The following is a 16,245-nucleotide window of genomic DNA, read 5'->3' as shown; positions in this document are numbered from 1 at the left end:
CTTTTGAACAGGCTAAAATTGATGCCTAAACGCACAGGCCAAAAATAACTCCGCCGATGGAGACAAGCGCTTTTCTTTTAACCAGGCAAAGCCGATCTCTCTAATACAATGGGGTTTGGATAAGGGGATCCGTTTGATTTTATCTCGGGCGACTCCATGAAATTCGGGGATTATGGTGACTCCGAGTCCGGCGGATACCAGACCGGCCAACGTAGAAACGTCATCACCCTCATATTTGACGGCTGGAGCAAATCCGGCTTCGGCACAAAAACGGCGTATTATTTCCTGCATTTCGACTTCTTTATAACCTATAAAAGAATCCTTGGACAACTCCGCAAGTTCTATCGAGGTTTTGTCCGCAAGCCGATGATTTGAAGGTACGTATACAAACAATTCCTGATGCAGAAGAGGCCGCCAACGGATATCGGGATGTTCTTCGAATTTGCTGATCAGGCATAAATCAACTTCTCTATCGAGGAGTTGATTTATGCTGTTTGATATTTTATTTTGATGAAGCTGGATATTTACATGGGGATATTGCTCCGTAAACCGTCGAAGGATATCGGGCAGAATCGTAATGCCCAATGTTTGAAGAAATGCGAGAGAAACGGTTCCCATGTAGGGATTTTTTAATTGGTTCACCTCTTCAATTCCGAGCGATAATTCCTTCAATCCGCGTTCTACCCGGTTCAAAAATACCTTTCCATACCGGTTAAGCTTAACGGAACGCCCTGTCCGTTCAAACAGGAGAACTCCGAGCTCTTCCTCCAACTTGGCAATGGAACGGCTGAGTGCCGGCTGGGAGATGGATAGAAGCTCCGCTAATTTTCTGAAATGTTCGGTTTTTGCGACCACCTGGAAATATTCAAGCTGCTGCCATTCCATCGGATACATGACCTCTTTCTGTTTTATTGATAACCTAAAGGTATCATTTTTATAAAAAAAATAAAATGGACGTTATTATTATCCGAACGATACACTGGAAATAGTATAAACAAGGGTTAAGAAAGAGATGAAATGTGGTGGACAGTATAAAAAAATCCAATTCAATGGCAGCGAAGGGAATTAAAGCAAACACGATTCCTTCGGCTTTTAAGCAGGCTTTTCAATTACAGAACAAACCTTTTCCATATCTGAAGGCGCTTCGAGCCGCTTTTGTATCGGCATTCCCTGTGGTTATCGGAATTTTATTCAATCATTTGGATTACGGATTGTTGGCCAGCCTCGGGGGGTTTACCTACTTGTATGTGTTTAACCAGCCCTATGCGCAAAGAGCCAGAAGGATATTTGTGATCATGCTGGGGCTTACTCTTTCCGTCATATTGGGAACCTTAATGGCTCCTTATCCGCTTGGTGCAGCCGTTGTCATGACGTTCGTAGGAGCTGTACCTGTATTTATTTTTGGGGCTTTAAGAATTACAGGACCGTCGGCTATTTTTTTCGTATTGACTTATGCCATGGCTACAGGCATGCCGGTCGATCTCTCCCTGGCCCCGCTCCGCGGCGGGCTTGTGTTTTTGGGCGGAGCTTTGGCATGGGTCGTCAGTATGCTCGGTTGGTTCATAAACCCGCATAAACCCGAATTGGATGCGGTGAAAAAGGTTTATTCCGAGCTAGCGAAGCTATTGGATGCAGTTGGCACGGAAAAGATGAATACGGCCCGACACCGGACCGTCGAGGCGCTGAAAGAAGCCGAAAACACCTTGTTGGCGGGATATTCATCCTTAACCGAAACGGACAACTTCAAGCGGCTTTTGCTGTTGAACGAGTTAGCCAATGATATTTTTCTGCAAATTCTTGAAGCATCGTTTGAAAGAAAGTCCAAAATACCTGAAGAATTAGTGGATTCCATGATAATTATTGCAAACTCTATCGAAAACAAAACAGCCGGCGACAAGAGTTTCCCTGGACCGGAGGAATTTAACGGTGAATTAAAGGATTTATGTAAAAGCATTGACCGTGCCTATGCGCTATTGGACGGCTCGCCGGACCTGTATCGGAAAAATATCGTGATCTCAAAACCCAAATTAAAAACGGTGCTTATGGGAAGCTACGATAAAAATTCAATCGTATTTTTGACGGCGCTGAGAACGGGAATCGTCATATTTTTTGCGGCAGTGGTTGCCATTTCTTTTGATTTTCCGCGTTCCTATTGGATTCCTTTGTCCTGTGCCGCGGTGATGGCGGGATCTACTTTTGTCGGTACTTTTCACCGCTCCATTCAAAGGGCGTTGGGGACCGTTGTTGGCGTTCTGATTGCGAGTCTCATTCTGGCCCATGTTCATAACGGCTACACTGTTGCTTTGGTTATATTTGCACTAACGTTTCTTACAGAGACGTTTATTGTTCGAAGCTATGGCGTTGCCGCCATGTTCTTTACACCTTCCGCTCTCGTTATGGCGGAGTACTCGACACAGCAGTTTGACTTCTCGTATTTTGCCTCGGTAAGAATTGTCGATATTATCGTGGGCAGCATCATCGGTCTTGCCGGAACGGTATTGATCGGAAGAAGGCTGGCATCCAATTTGCTGAACCATTATATCGCCAAGACGCTCCGGAGTCAGGGACAGTATTTGGTCAGATTGTTCTCCGGAAACAACGGGCAAATCTCAATCGATGAGAGTAAAGAACGGAGAAAGATGCAGACCAATACGCTTAATCTTTTGTCGGTTTATTCAACGGCATTAGGAGAGCTGCATATCAACAAGGAGAAGCTGGATTCCGTCTGGCCGGTCATTTATTCGATTGTGCAAATGGGTTACTTCCTCGACGCCAGCCTGAAATATAATGAGCGGCCGGTACTCGCCGATGAAGATTTGTCCCAGCTGTTGTACATCTTTGAAACGATGGCTATGGAATTCGACTCCAAACAGCCGCTGACCATAAAAAATATCCCTGCACTTGAAGGCTTCTCCAAGATCAGCAATGAAATAGCCACGCTGCAAAACTCGGTGCACTTATGGAGTCAGATTAACTAACGACAACTACGCAGAGATTGCGAAAGAGATGGCGGAACAACAGAAGAAATTCAATATGATAGAAGAAAGCGCTAAGCCAAACTAGGGAGCATTTGCGACGGTAAACGGAATTGATGCAGCAAGTGCGCTGGAGAGTTTACAATTGTCGGTAAAGTCGGAATCGCCGTTACGGTAAACGAAGTGGACACCGTACAATCGGCAGCTTGCCGGACGCATTACTGGCTACGTCAGCGTAACGGTCGGGCCGGATCGTTTGACTGGAGCGGTGGACACGTATCAAAACAACGTCGGCCTCACGGAACGGACCGTAATGGCGAAATTAATCAGAGTTAAAATGCTGAGCACCGCGAGATTGAATACGACGACGAGCGCTATATGAAGACTGAGGGACTAGTGAAGGCTGGCATATTTTACGAAGTGTCGTGGATTACTCGTCTTTCCCAGTCGGTGCGTTTTATCTTACGCAGGACGCAAATGGCTATGTCTATGCCCTCGACGAGGATGGTGATCGCGATTACGGAACTCACGAAGATTATACTTTTTTTCGCCACGTCGAATCTGTGCCAATCTTCGGCCGAAATCCGCGAAGCCATTGAACGGAAACGCGCTGAAATCGCTGAGTTCGAAGTGCATCTTGAAATCCGCGTTGACGATTATGTGCGCGTGGTTAATCACACATGTGACGAAGAGTTTGCAGTAGGCGATATCGCGAGGATGACGCATATTGACGAAGACGACGCTAGTCTCCCACACAGCAATTATCGGAAATGTTTACGATTGGGTCAACGCTGAATACGTCGTCAAAATCTCCGCAGCCGAAGCGAAAGCAGTAATAATCGCGCAGATTGAGGAGGTGTTTGGGGAGGCGGCCTAAACAATATTAAAACGAGAGGTTCCAGTGAAAGGGGTAATCACTGGAGCCTCTGGCAGCGCTTGCTAACTCGGGAATCTACGAGATTTAGGCCTCGGATTACATTGGCTAGATTGCCTTTTCTCATTTATAATCTGTTCAACGAGTTGCTTTTTCAATGCGTTTTCCCCTATAGCCGTACTTTGAAGTATAGCTGCTATCCCAACAGTAATAACGAGAATAGCCCCGCAAACGTAGGCTCCTAAATCACCAAAGAGTTGTTTCGCGAAAGGAGTGATTAGGCCGAATGCTAGAGAAACGAAAGCAAGAACTAAAGCAGTCTGTTTTTGTTTTTCTTCCTCAGAGACATAATAGGCTCTAAGCTGATGCAGTTCTGTTTCAGAGTATTGCTTAAATTCGTTAATTAGCTTTTTAGTTTTACCGAGGACTTTTTTGCTCATTTGAACATCAACCTTTTTGATTAAATGTTAATTTTTTTCGGGAGGAGATTCTATGAAAATTAATATACTTCCTGATAATCGCTCGGCGGTATCCAACGGGAATATCGCAAGGTTGTACGGAAGGCGCGCGTTGGGGATCACGTTAAGATTGTCGGCGTTACCTGGTCGGGTGATCCGACCGCATACGAGATCGGAGATACGCTTTGCATAATGAGCTTTGACGGTGGTTGGCTCGTTATGAATCGAACGTTTTCGGATGGGGCGGACGCTATCTTAGACGAAGAGGAGTACGCAGTCCTCCGACCGACATCATCTGCAATTTCGGCTGCCGCCTAACCACCGCGATTATCGTGCCTACTTGCTGTGGAATTATTACGCAGTGGTGTTATTGCAGTGGTGCGCCCTTATACGGTATAATATGGTTACCGCGGTGGACGATCGTGTACGTGCGTACGGACGAACGTTGATATAGCGCGGTTTATTGCGTAGTTGTGATCGGGGTATGGCGCAGTCAGGTAGCGCGCACCCTTGGGGTGGGTGAGGCCGTGGGTTCGAATCCCGCTACTCCGACCATATCATTTATCGGCAAGTTGCACTCTTGGTACATACCACTTCTTCGCTTGCGGTGTTGCAGGTTGAACGGGTGGTTTTTTTTGTTATCCCAAAAATTCGTATACTTTATTGTAGTTGCTTAATAATTTGAACTTTCAGGTTATATTATATGGAAGGAAGAAAATGATGTCGGCCGGCCCCCCTGCCTGCAAGACATAAATTTCTTGCTATACCCTCTGAAATGTGATAAAATTCTTTTTGTTGTGAATTCGGTGGTCCGCTGCGGATGATGAGGGAAAACATGGGGTTTTCCGGAAGAGGCATGAACACCTGAGTGGAAGGAGGGAGTCCTAGATGAATATCGTACAAGCGATTACGCAAGAACAACTTCGCAAAGATATTCCGAGCTTTCGTCCTGGTGACACTTTGAAAGTGTTCGTTAAGGTTATTGAAGGATCTCGTGAACGTATCCAATTGTTCGAAGGTGTTGTGATCAAGCGTCGTGGCGGTGGAATCAGCGAAACTTTTACGGTTCGTAAAATTTCCAACGGTGTAGGCGTGGAAAGAACTTTCCCGCTTCATTCCCCGAAAATCGATAGAATCGAAGTGGCTCGCCGTGGTAAAGTGCGTCGTGCGAAGCTGTACTATCTTCGTGAACTTCGCGGTAAAGCAGCGAGAATTAAAGAAGTGCGTCGTTAATTCATTAACGATCAGGGGGGCTTGGGTGATCAAGCCCCTTTACTATTTTTAAATAAGGTTATTCGTTACATATTCCCTTGATAAAGAGAGGTCAGGATCCATGGAGCATCAAGTTCAATCCGAGCAATCGGTCCAATCGGAAAACCTGCAGGACCCGCCCAAGAAAGAAAAAAGCGAGGCGCTGGAGTGGCTGAAAGCTATCGTCATCGCCGTCGTACTGGTTCTCCTGATTCGCTGGCTTTTCTTCGCGCCATTTATTGTCGACGGTCCCTCGATGCAGCCGAATTTTCATACCGGGGAAAGAATTATCGTGAACAAAATCATCTATGATATCCGTGCGCCTAAGCACGGAGAAGTGGTCGTGTTTCACGTGCCTTCCGAAGGACGCGACTTTATTAAGCGGATTATCGGCGTTCCCGGAGATACGGTCAAGGTGGAAGGGGATACGGTTACGGTCAACGATGAAGTGATTGAGGAACCCTATATTCAAGATGCCTTGAATGCCAAACATGAAAACAATGAACTTTACAATACGGAATCGAATTTCCCCAACGAGCAGGTTCCCGACGGAGTCGTACCTGAAGGATACGTGTTCGTGCTTGGCGACAACCGCTCCAACAGTACGGATAGCCGGCGGATCGGATATGTGCCGTACAGCGATATCATCGGTCGTGCCGACCTCGTATTTTGGCCTCTGGAGGATATCGAGCTGATTAAACATTAAAAGACATCCGGTTGGGCAACTGACCCGCGAGCTAGAGGTGAAATAGATGACAATTCAATGGTTTCCAGGGCATATGACCAAGGCGCGCCGCCAGATCGAAGAGAAGCTGAAGCTGATCGATGTAGTGATTGAACTGGTGGATGCGCGGCTTCCTTTATCCAGCAGAAATCCGATGATCGATGAGATTTTACAAGGTAAACCTCGTCTCATCGTACTCAACAAGGCGGATCTTGCCGATCCTGCGGTGACGAAGCAATGGATAGAATACTTTAAGCAAGAGGGATTTATGGCTGTTCAAGCCGACGCCTCGAGCGGGCAGGGGATAAAGGAAATCCCGCTGTTGGCCAAAGAGCTGATGAGAGAGAAGATTGAAAAGCAACTGGCTAAAGGAGTTAATCCCCGCGCCGTGCGCGCTTTGATCGTCGGGATTCCGAATGTCGGCAAATCCACGCTGATCAATCGCCTGGCGGGACGCAATATTGCGGCGACGGGCGACCGTCCCGGGGTGACCAAGGGGCAGCAGTGGATCAAGGTGGGCACGGACATGGAATTGCTGGATACGCCGGGGATTCTCTGGCCGAAATTCGAAGATCAGAACGTCGGGTATCGCCTGGCGCTGACGGGTGCGATCCGCGAGGAGATACTGAACGTGGAAGATATCGCCTTTTTCGGCGTAAAATATTTGGCTAAATATTACTGGGAACCGCTCAAGGAACGGTTCGATCTTAAGGATCGGCCCCAGGATTTTGAGAACCCGGATGAGATTGTGGCCGTCATGGAAGCGGTTGGCCGCAAGCGGGGCTGCATTGTGAGCGGCGGGCGCGTCGATCTTGAAAAAGCATCCGGTATCCTGCTGCGGGAGCTCCGGTCCGGAAAGCTGGGCAGATACACCCTGGAGGCTCCATATTAAGCCGGTTTTGATAGTAGGTTTAGTCGAGTTCATCATAAAGCATGGAACCCTTGCGGGGGTTCATGCTTTTTTTGCGTTTAATCGTGAATTGGGCAAAAGATTTCAGAGAATTCAGTCGGAATACTTCCAAAATGGGGACGAGATACCGATATTACAGGTAAGCGGATCGGATAGCTCATTCGGACAGTCTTGATTTGATTTGATTTGAATTGAAGTGGAGCCATTTTACTGGATATTTAGTATATACTTGATAAAAATCATCAGGATAAGTAAGCTTGTTATGAGGGTTCGGAACTAAGGAGGCATTATGAGCGATTTATTGATGTACGAAAAAGAGCATTGGCCGTCTTACCGCCATATTGCCGGCATTGATGAAGTAGGACGCGGATGTTTGTTCGGCGATGTCGTGGCGGCGGCGGTTATTTTACCGCAAGGATTGGTACTTGAGGATGTGAATGATTCGAAGAAGCTTAGTCCGAAGAAGCGCGACATGCTGTACGATGTGATCATGGAGCATGCCATTGCGGTCGGTATCGGGTATGCCGACGCGGCAATGATTGACCGGATTAATATAAAACAGGCGACAAGACTGGCGATGAAGCAGGCGGTAGAACGGCTCACCGTTCCCCCGGATTATCTTTTGATCGACGCGGAGAAAATCGATGCGGAAATTCCGCAGCTGTCCGTCATCAAAGGCGACGCCACCAGCCAGTCGATCGCGGCGGCATCGATTGTCGCCAAAGTGACCCGGGACAGGCTTTGTCAGGGAGAATGGGATGCGCGATATCCGGAGTACGGGATTGCGATACATAAAGGATATGCTACAAAGCTGCATCGCGAGCAAATCTTGGCGCTGGGGCCTACGCCCATGCATCGGAAAAGCTTTATGCGCAACTTGTATGTGGAGGAACAGACCTTATTTTAAACCTACCCGCCCCAAAAGGCGGGTTTTCCATATCAAATACGGGCGGATGGGAGAGAAAGCATGAATATCGGACCGTTGATTCGCAGTATGATGGGCGATAGCCAGGCCGGGACACCAAAATCTTTGGAATTGAAGGCGGGTCAGGTGGTCAGAGGGACCGTGCTGAGCGTATCGGAAGACGGGCAGGAGGCTGTCATTCAAGTTCAAGGCGTCAAGCTGCACGCTGTACTGGAAACGCCGCTGAGGGAAGGGCAAACGACCCTGCTGCAGGTGCAGCCGGAGACGGCGGACGGGCTAATGAAGCTGAGGCCGATGAGTTCCTCGCCGGGCGCCGAGCTGTCGGCGGCTTCTCTGGGCAAAGCGCTCCAATCCTTGGGACTGGAGGATACGGCTGCAAACCGCGAGCTGCTGCAGTTAATGCAAAAAAATGGTATGCCGCTGACCAAGGAGAATGTATCGCTGATCTTACAGGTGGCCGGGAATAAGCCGAGCGGCATACCGCTGTCGGAGTGGGTTCAGGCGACCGGTATCGCTTTTAGCCGGGGGCTGCCGGTGACCGGCGAGTCGGTGGCGGGTTTGCATCAGGCGGTGTTTGGACCGCCGCTGCATACGTTATTGTCTTCTCTGGAGGAGCAGATGACGAACTTTCTCAGTCAATCCGCAAGAGTCTCGGATGAGCCTGCGGGATCCGGGATAAGCGGCAGAAATGCCGGAGGCGTGACGATTCCGGGGCAGCAAGCGCAACTAGAGACGACCACTGCCCTATCGGGGAATGCGACATCTTCTGGTTCGGGTGCTGCGGCGGGCGGTATCGGGACGACGGGAGTTCCCGCCCAACCGAATCAAGCGGCCGGACTGGTGCAGATGGCGACGAGCGGAGCTTTTGCGGGTGCGGCTGAGGGCCAGACGCCGCTGCTTGTCAATCCGGGCGGCGGAGCTACGGCGAACCTGTCAGGCGGCGCTTTACTGGCGAAGCTCCAGGCGGTGCTGGCGGAGCTGGATACGGCCATGCTGCAGGAGAGCATGGCCGGACCGGCGCCCGGCCCCCGGTCGGGGGCCGGCGGGTCTTCTCCCAGCGGGGGAACGCTGGGAGGCAGCGGCGCCGCCGCCGAAGGTGCGACGGCAACGCCGCAGGCGCAGGGCGAAGGGGCCGCTGGCCCTTCGCCGGCAGGCACGCGTCCAACCCACACGGCGGAGCCGTGGGTGGGACGCGTGCTGAAGCTGCTCGGTGCGGAGCACGAGCAGCAGGTGCGCGCGGCTGCGCCTAGCGCAGCGGCAGCGCAGCCGGCGCAAGCGCAAGAAGCGCCGCCTGCGGCGGGCGCTTCGGCTAGAGGGCTCGCCGGGGGCGCGGAGCTGCCCGGCGGCCAGACGCCCGGCAGCGGGCCTGTGGGCGCGCCGGAAGAGGCGCCGCTGCAGCATAGAATGGCAGCGGCAGGCACTGCTGCGCCAGCCCCGGCAGCCGCCGAGGAGTCGGCTGCGCTGCGCAGCTCCGCCTTAGGCGGTGGCTCCGCCGCGCAGGACACGCTCAAAGGCCTGCTGCTGCAGGTGGCTGCCGCCGACGATTTGCCCGCGCCGCTCCAGGAAGCGGCGCGGCAGTTGGTACAGCAGTTGACCGGCCAGCAGCTGCTGCTCAATACCGACCGCACCGCCCCCTTTGCCCAGGTGACCATGTTTCTGCCTTTTTTCGGGCCGGACGGCAAGCAAACCGCTTCGGTGCATATCGAATCGCGCCGCGGGCGCAAAGGTGAACTCGACCCCGACAACTGCCGACTATGGTTTGACCTGCAGATGAAGACGTTGGGCCAAATTATGGTCGACGTACAGGTCGCCGACAAAAAGGTATTGCTGAAAATATTCAGCGAGCGGGAAGCGGTCGGCACCTTCCTGGAATCCAGGGAGGAAGAAATCGACGTAGCGCTGCTAAATGCCGGTTACCGTTTGTTGTCCATGAAATCAGAGCCGCTGATCCGAGGGGAAGGCGAAGAAGGCGGTGCAGCCGACTTAAGCCTGCCCCTGACGTATGCCCCAAGCCCGTATAAAGGGGTGGACTACCGCGTATGAGCGAACAGCCGAAGCAACCGAATCTTGAGCTGAAAAAAGCGGTGGCCCTAAAGTATGACCCCGGGCAGGACGGGGCTCCGGTCGTCGCCGCCAAAGGAAGCGGACTGCTGGCGGAACGCATCTTGGAGACGGCGAAGGAGCACGGTATTCCCGTGCAGGAGGATGCGGCGCTCGTCGAGGTGCTGTCCAAGCTCGATTTGGATCAGCAGATCCCTACGGAATTATACGAGCTGGTAGCGGAAATTCTCTCGTTCATATACCGCTCCGACAAAATGGCGGAAAGAGGGTTACGCCTTGAGTAATCTGAACAAGAACAAAAGCCTGACGGACGGGCGTAAAGAGCTGGGCCGCAAAGCAGAGCAGGCCGCTTGCGATTACCTGCAGGCACAAGGCTACACCTTGCTGGAACGCAATTGGAGTTGCCGCTCGGGGGAAATCGATTTGATCGCTTTTTGCGAAGATACGATCGTGATCGTGGAGGTGCGAAGCCGCAGCCGGAAGGCTGCGGCTTTCGGCACGCCGGAGGAATCCGTGACCGCACGTAAAATCAAGCAGGTCCGCGACACGGCCGCCGTATATCTTCACCTTTCCGGCCAGTCCGAAGCGAATGTACGTTTTGATGTGATAGCGGTGACCTACGGCGCTGCAGGGGAGCTTGATATAAATCATATTGAGGCGGCATTTTGATTTTTATGGTAAAGGAAGTGAATAATAGACTTTTTAGCAGTATGTTAATATTTCTACATCTTATTTTCAAATATAATTTTCCCTATTAGGCTTCGAAGTTAATCTTATAAATTCTTCAGTAAAAAAAAGTGTTGTTTTCAATATAAATGAGAACTATACTAAAAAATGACAATTGAGATTTAAGCAGGATCATGTTTACAACAAGACTCGACTCGCTCATTATCTAGTCATAAATGAGGAGGAGTATAGTACATATGATGTATCGCAATTTGTTGGACATGCTGCAGGAACGAGAACGGCAATTCCCCGACAAAAGAGCTTTTGTATATCTGCAAAACGGAGAAAACGAAAGCGAAAATGCCACTTATTCGGAATTGTACAAATCCAGCGTAAAGGTAGCGGCATATCTACAATATCTCGAGCTCAAAGGAGAACGGGCTTTGATTTTGCTGCCAAGCGGTATTGAGTATATTGTTGCTTTTCTGGGTTGTCTGCAAGCCGGGGTCATTCCCATACCGGCGTATCCGCCGACCAAATCCCGTAATAACGACCGTTTGTTGTCCATCTATGAAAATGCCGAGCCCGGCCTTATTATTCTCCCTTCCCGTGCCATGACGGCAAAATTACCCGCTGCCATGCGCGATGCCCCGATCATCCTCATCGAAGAAATGCTCGAAAATCAATTTCCATACGATTCGATGGTTGAAACCATAGAGCCGGACGATATCGCATTCCTCCAATATACTTCCGGTTCTACGAGTACCCCGAAAGGCGTCATGGTCACTCACCGGAATTTACTACATAATTTTAACCTCATGGCAACTCAATTCGGGCATTCCGTACATACACGCATAGTCACCTGGCTACCGTTCTATCATGATATGGGTTTGATAGGAAATATACTGCAAAATATCTATAACGGAGGCATGTGTTACATCATGGCTCCATTGGATTTTATCCAAAAACCAGTACGCTGGTTGAATGCGATTTCCAAGTATTCCGCCACTTATAGCGGCGGACCCGATTTCAGTTACCAACTATGCAGCCGGAATATAACGGAGGAAGAGAAAAGTTCGCTTCGCCTGGACTGTTGGTCAAGCGCGTACTGCGGTTCGGAGCCGGTACATGCCGAAACCTTGCGCATGTTTTATGAAAGCTTTAGAGATTACGGTTTACGAAAGGAGTCTCTGCTGCCCGGTTACGGACTTGCCGAATTTACCCTGTGCGCAACGGTTAGCCGTGCGCAGACCGGCCCCGTCGTACAGGCGGTGGACGAGGAAGCGCTGCGCCGGAACGAAATCGTTCCTGTCTCCGAACAAGCGGACGGAGGCGTCCGTCTGGTAAGCAGCGGCGTAATATCGGATTTCCTGAACGTGGAGATCGTCAACCCGATTACACGGGAACCTTGCCAGACTAACCAAATCGGTGAAATTTGGCTGCGGGGCGAAAGCGTGGCCAAAGGTTATTGGAACGACCCGTATAAGAGCCAGGAAGTTTTCCAGGCGGCAAAGGCGCAGGGCCGTGAAGGGGATTTCTATTTGCGGACCGGCGACCTCGGTTTCATTTGTAACGGCGAATTGTTCGTGACCGGCCGATGGAAAGATTTAATAATTATTCGCGGGCAAAATTATTATCCGCAAGATATCGAATGGATAGCTGCAAGCAGCCATGAGGACCTCCATGAAACGAACGCGGCGGCTTTTTCGATCGAGCGCCAAGGCAGCGAGAAACTGGTCGTTGTTTGTGAAATGAAACGCGAACTCCGCCATAAATCCAAAGCACGGCAGCTTGATTTGACGGCCATGCTCGAGGAGGTGGCGCGAATGATTCGCACCCGAATTTTGGACGAACTGCAAATCGAGGCGTACGATATTCGGATTGTTCCGCCGCTGGGTATACCGAAAACCTCCAGCAGCAAAGTTCAGCGAGGTAAATGCAAAGCGATGTATTTGAACGGAACGTTGCCGCAGTGGGGTGAAGATGTTGAAAGAGCAATCGAAGCGAGATTATGAAGCGATAACGGCATGGTTTATTCGGGAAATCGGCAGGGTAAAAGGACTGGACGGCAGCCGGATCGACACCCGCGTCACTTTTCACTACCTGGGGCTGGATTCGGAAACGCTTGTAACGTTGACGGGGGGCTTGGGCGCCTGGCTGCAGCGGGAAGTGGAGCCGACCGCGCTCTGGGAACACCCGTCCATTCACCTGGCGGCGCAGCACTTTTCCCAGGAAGAAGCGGAGATCCCTATTACGGCGGGGCAAGTTGCGAAAGCGGCGGTCACTGGGCGGGGAATCGCGATTGTAGGCATGGCCTGCCGCTTTCCTCAATCACCGAACTTGTCGGTATTTTGGACAAATTTATTGGAAGGAAAAGATTGCATTTCGGAAATTTCCGGTAAGCGATTGCCGGATCATAACGCATCCGATCAACGTGTTGCCGGATGGATCGACAGCCCCGATCTGTTCGATCATGAGGCTTTTCGCATTTCGCCCCGTGAAGCGGAGCAGATGGACCCGCAGCAGCGGATGCTGCTCGAAGTCACGGCCGAGGCGCTGGAGGATGCGGGATTGACGGTTGAGCGATTGAACGGTTCGCGAACCGGCGTTTTTGTCGGCATTTCCAGCAATGACTACGGCGCCGGCCCGTTAAACAACATAGAGCGGAGCGATATTTATGCGGTTACCGGCAATGCAAAAAGCATCGCCGCCAACCGGATTTCTTACGTCTGGAATTTACGCGGTCCGAGCATGGCCGTCGATACCGCTTGCTCGTCTTCGCTTGTCGCCGTCCACCTGGCTTGCCAAAGCCTGCTGACGGACGAGTGCGATACGGCGATCGCGGGCGGAGTGAATCTGCTCCTAAATCCGGCGATCAGCCGGGCGTTTCACGAAGCCGGGATGCTTGCCGCCGACGGGCACTGCAAGACGTTTTCCGCCCGGGCGGACGGTTATGTGCGCGGCGAAGGGGCTGGAGCGGTCATCCTGAAGCAGCTTGATGCGGCACGGCGTGACGGGGATCGCATCTACGGCGTCATCCGCGGAAGCGCGGTCAATCAGGACGGCTTGAGCAACGGGCTGACGGCTCCCAACGCCGGCGCCCAGGAGGAGGTATTGCTTGAAGCTTACCGCAGGGCCAACGTTTCGCCGTGCGATATCGATTACGTGGAAACGCACGGAACCGGTACTCCGCTGGGGGATCCTATTGAAGCGAATACGCTCGGCAAAGTGCTGTCGCCAAACCGGGATGTTTCCAAACCTTGTGCCATCGGCTCGGTGAAAACAAATATCGGCCATCTGGAGGCGGCGGCGGGAATCGCCGGCCTGATTAAAACCGCGCTCTGCTTGCATTTCGGACAGTGGGTGCCCAGCCTGCACGCAGATCCGCCGAACCCCCTCATCGCTTTCGACGAGCTGCCTTTAAGAGTCGTGCAGCATAGTGAAGCCTGCGGCCGTCCGGAAGGGGAACGGCCATTGCTGGCCGGGGTCAGCGCGTTTGGGTTTGGTGGCACAAATGCACATGCGGTGATCGAGCAGTACTCCCCCGTTCCGCTTTATGCCGACCGGCAACCACCGAAACGGCTGCTGCTTATCCCAGTTTCGGCCCGCTCGCCGCGGGCGCTGAGGTCCCGAGCCGCAGATATGGCCCTGTTTTTGCGGAGCTGCACGGACGACAGGCTGGACGATGTTGTCTATACGGCACAGAGCCGGAGAACCCATCACGCCTGGAGAGCGGCCGTGATCGGGCAAAGTGGGCCGGAACTGGCCGAACGGTTGGAGCGGGCTGCAGTGCCTTCGGCGCCGGGGCGCCCCCCCTCGGGGATCTTGTTCGTGTATTCCGGCCAGGGAACGCAGTGGGCCGGAATGGGACGCGTCTTGTTCGAGTCCCAGCCTGCATTCCGACAAGCATGGATGGAGTGCGACGAATTGTGGAGGAACATCGCAGGTTGGCCGCTGTTGCCAAAGCTACTTGGCGATGAGGCTTGGGCGGAACGGACGGATATTGCCCAGCCGATGGTTTTTGCGCTGCAAGTTGCCCTTACCGCTTTATGGCGGAACTTCGGAGTCGTCCCGGAGGCGGTTGCCGGTCACAGCATGGGGGAAATTACGGCCGCCTATACTGCCGGTGTTTTGAGTCTGGAGGACGCTCTGCGAATCCTCTATTGGCGCAGCCGTTTGATGCAATCCTCGTTCGGAGATGGCGCGATGCTGGCCGTGCATGCTCCCCATGAGGAAGTTGCTCGGATGCTGGACCAGGGAGGCTGGTCTTCACTGGGAATTGCGGCAGTCAATAGCGGAACATGGACCGTTGTTGCCGGAGATGCGGATGACGCCGAGAGGTTGGAAACCGGCTTGGCCGGAGCGGTTAAATGCCAGTATGTTTCCCGCCATTTCGCATTTCACAGCGCGCAGATGGACGAGCACCTCCCCAGGCTGCGCGCTGAAATCTCAGCGGTCAGACACAGCTACGCCCGGATACGCTGGTATTCTACCGTTACGGCCCGCAGAGAAACCGGCTTGCGCCTCGGCCTCGCGCATTGGGAGAACAATATGCGCCGGCCGGTTAGGTTTGCGGAGACGCTGAATGTGGCCAAAGCGGATGGCTGCGCCACTGTCGTTGAAATCGGGCCGCACCCTTCATTAATGCCGCATATTGAAGAGATGTTTTCGGATGTGCCGGAACGACTGCTGCTGTACTCCATGCGCAGATATGACGAGGAACGTTCTTTCCTGAGCGGGCTTCAGGATTGGTATTTGCGCGGAGGAGCAGTCCGCTGGCCTTCGGCCGGCGGAACCTGTGTTTCACTGCCGGCATATCCTTGGGAACACCGCAGCTTCTGGACCGATATCGATTTAGCCTTCAAATCCTCGGGCGTAACTCCCGGCCCTCCGGAAGGTGGCTTCGATGTGGTCGAAGCTGTTCCGCCGGCAAGCGGGCCGGCCGATCCGGTGCGGGAAATCTTAGGTGCGGCGGGGCAGCCAGAACGGCTGCGTTCTATTCTCGAAGCGTACCTGCAACAAGTCGTGGCCGATGTCCTGAGGATCAGGGATGGAGCGGGGCTTCCCCCCGATAAGCCGTTGATTGAATTGGGGCTGGATTCGATCATGGCGCTGCAAATCAGAAACCGGTTGGAGACGGCTCTCGGTGCGGCGCTGCCGGTCAGCGGATTTTTTGACGGAATGACGATCCAAAAGGCGGCGGCGGATCTCGCAAACTTATTGTCGGAGCCGGCGCCTACGCCGCCGGCCGTTCTGCCTGATAACGTTAAGGAGCAAAAGCTGATGAATTCGTTGCAATCAGGGGACTCGCGAATTGAAGATTTGTCCGATGAAGAAATCGAGCGTATGCTGCTGCTGTTGTCCGAGGACAACGGTTAATACCAAAGCTTTGAAGAGGCAG

Annotated in this window: 13 protein-coding genes and 1 tRNA gene; 12 read left to right on the top strand and 2 right to left on the bottom strand. The window is 52.4% G+C overall.

The window, feature by feature from the left end:
• Positions 1-12 precede the first annotated feature (12 nt).
• Positions 13-885 carry a LysR family transcriptional regulator gene (locus V3851_RS05335; protein ID WP_331845485.1) on the bottom strand — a complete coding sequence of 291 codons (873 nt, stop codon included), beginning with the start codon at positions 883-885 and terminating at the stop codon, positions 13-15.
• A gap of 137 nt (positions 886-1,022) precedes the next feature.
• On the opposite strand from V3851_RS05335, the gene V3851_RS05330 reads away from it, so the two are divergent.
• Both V3851_RS05330 and V3851_RS05325 read left to right on the top strand, forming a co-directional pair.
• Complete coding sequence (locus V3851_RS05330) at positions 1,023-2,978, top strand: FUSC family protein (protein WP_331845484.1); 1,956 nt, start codon at positions 1,023-1,025, stop codon at positions 2,976-2,978.
• A 724-nt stretch (positions 2,979-3,702) separates the two neighbouring features.
• Positions 3,703-3,852, top strand: coding sequence for a hypothetical protein (locus tag V3851_RS05325; protein ID WP_331845483.1), 150 nt, complete (start codon positions 3,703-3,705; stop codon positions 3,850-3,852).
• A 62-nt stretch (positions 3,853-3,914) separates the two neighbouring features.
• Here the strand turns inward: V3851_RS05325 and V3851_RS05320 are convergent, their stop codons facing one another.
• Positions 3,915-4,289, bottom strand: a complete 375-nt coding sequence (locus tag V3851_RS05320; RefSeq protein ID WP_331845482.1) for a hypothetical protein — start codon at positions 4,287-4,289, stop codon at positions 3,915-3,917.
• A 496-nt stretch (positions 4,290-4,785) separates the two neighbouring features.
• Between V3851_RS05320 and V3851_RS05315 the strand changes: the two genes are divergently transcribed.
• The 10 genes from V3851_RS05315 to V3851_RS05270 all read left to right on the top strand — a co-directional run bounded on the left by V3851_RS05315 (position 4,786) and on the right by V3851_RS05270 (position 16,223).
• A tRNA-Pro gene (locus tag V3851_RS05315) sits at positions 4,786-4,862 on the top strand.
• A 333-nt stretch (positions 4,863-5,195) separates the two neighbouring features.
• The gene (gene rplS / locus V3851_RS05310) at positions 5,196-5,540 is read left to right on the top strand and encodes a 50S ribosomal protein L19 (protein WP_331845481.1); all 345 of its coding nucleotides are present in this window, start codon (positions 5,196-5,198) and stop codon (positions 5,538-5,540) included.
• A 100-nt stretch (positions 5,541-5,640) separates the two neighbouring features.
• The gene (gene lepB / locus V3851_RS05305; RefSeq protein ID WP_331845480.1) at positions 5,641-6,264 is read left to right on the top strand and encodes a signal peptidase I; all 624 of its coding nucleotides are present in this window, start codon (positions 5,641-5,643) and stop codon (positions 6,262-6,264) included.
• A gap of 46 nt (positions 6,265-6,310) precedes the next feature.
• The gene (ylqF, locus tag V3851_RS05300) at positions 6,311-7,174 is read left to right on the top strand and encodes a ribosome biogenesis GTPase YlqF (protein ID WP_331845479.1); all 864 of its coding nucleotides are present in this window, start codon (positions 6,311-6,313) and stop codon (positions 7,172-7,174) included.
• Positions 7,175-7,481: 307 nt separating this feature from the next.
• The gene (locus V3851_RS05295) at positions 7,482-8,099 is read left to right on the top strand and encodes a ribonuclease HII (protein WP_331845478.1); all 618 of its coding nucleotides are present in this window, start codon (positions 7,482-7,484) and stop codon (positions 8,097-8,099) included.
• A gap of 60 nt (positions 8,100-8,159) precedes the next feature.
• On the top strand, positions 8,160-10,160 hold the full coding sequence (locus V3851_RS05290) for a flagellar hook-length control protein FliK (protein WP_331845477.1): 2,001 nt from the start codon (positions 8,160-8,162) through the stop codon (positions 10,158-10,160).
• Positions 10,157-10,462, top strand: a complete 306-nt coding sequence (locus V3851_RS05285) for an EscU/YscU/HrcU family type III secretion system export apparatus switch protein (protein ID WP_331845476.1) — start codon at positions 10,157-10,159, stop codon at positions 10,460-10,462. Before V3851_RS05290 ends, V3851_RS05285 begins: the two co-directional genes overlap by 4 nt.
• Positions 10,455-10,847 (top strand): YraN family protein, encoded by a 393-nt coding sequence (locus V3851_RS05280; RefSeq protein ID WP_414859264.1) that lies wholly within the window; start codon positions 10,455-10,457, stop codon positions 10,845-10,847. Before V3851_RS05285 ends, V3851_RS05280 begins: the two co-directional genes overlap by 8 nt.
• Before the next feature lie 254 nt (positions 10,848-11,101).
• A complete protein-coding gene (locus V3851_RS05275; protein WP_331845475.1) occupies positions 11,102-12,859 on the top strand; it encodes a fatty acyl-AMP ligase in 1,758 nt (585 codons plus the stop codon).
• Positions 12,828-16,223, top strand: coding sequence for a type I polyketide synthase (locus tag V3851_RS05270; RefSeq protein ID WP_331845474.1), 3,396 nt, complete (start codon positions 12,828-12,830; stop codon positions 16,221-16,223). The genes V3851_RS05275 and V3851_RS05270 overlap by 32 nt, the downstream gene beginning before the upstream one ends.
• The last annotated feature ends 22 nt before the right edge of the window (positions 16,224-16,245 follow it).

It is taken from the genome of Paenibacillus haidiansis (genome assembly GCF_036553665.1).
Classification (GTDB): domain Bacteria; phylum Bacillota; class Bacilli; order Paenibacillales; family Paenibacillaceae; genus Fontibacillus; species Fontibacillus haidiansis.
Note: the sequence above shows the minus strand (reverse complement) of the source record. Positions and strands in the feature narration are given on the sequence as shown.